Below are 689 nucleotides of genomic sequence, written 5' to 3'. Positions count from 1 at the left end.
CCAAAAACGGGAGATTATCCACTCTCATTCTGCGGGTACTCATTGGGGACAGACTTAAATGAGTAGCCGTTGGGTGTTCCTATAGTTTTGTCAACCTTCGACGCTACTCCCGGTAGGGCACCCGGTCGCGCATCACGGCGTATATCGCCCTGAGCCGCTTCCTCGCGACGGCCTTGAGCGCCCGCCCGTGCCCCATGCCCCGCGCCCTGCAGGCCCGGTAGTACTCGCCGTAGCGCCCCGACGACCTCACCAGGCTGTTGCACGAGAAGATCAGCAGGGACTTGAGCCTCGCGTCGCCCCGCCTGGACGCCCTGACCGACCTCACCGACGTGCCGGAGCTCCTCACCCTCGGGGCTATGCCGCAGTACGAGGCCAGGTGGTCGTGGTCCGGGAACCTCGCGATGTCGACCGATACCGCGAGCTGCGCCGCCGTCCTCGGCCCGATGCCGGGCACGGTGAGCAGGCACGCGTAGGTCTCGTCGCCCTCGAGCAGCCCCGCCGTCTCGGCCTCGAGGGCCCCGGCCTCGTCGAGGGCCTCCGATATCCGGGCGGCAAGGAACCTGACCTGCCTGTTCTCGGCCTCGACGAGCGCCGGCGGCGGCGCGGTCGAGGCGGCCGCGGCCTCCCCGGCGGCCTCGGCCTGCGGCCCCTCGGCCCCCGAGCGGGCGATCCCCCACGCCCCGCCGAAC

General features: G+C 70.1%; 1 protein-coding gene. It reads right to left on the bottom strand.

Translation table 11 applies throughout. The annotated features are described in order from the left end of the window. Positions 1–103 precede the first annotated feature (103 nt). On the bottom strand, positions 104–689 hold a 586-nt coding region (locus DW171_RS08210), incomplete at its 5' end, for a transposase (protein ID WP_147357354.1).

Origin of the sequence: Collinsella sp. AM15-2 (assembly GCF_003471985.1) — a bacterium.
In the GTDB taxonomy this organism is placed as follows: domain Bacteria; phylum Actinomycetota; class Coriobacteriia; order Coriobacteriales; family Coriobacteriaceae; genus Collinsella.
Note: the sequence above shows the minus strand (reverse complement) of the source record. Positions and strands in the feature narration are given on the sequence as shown.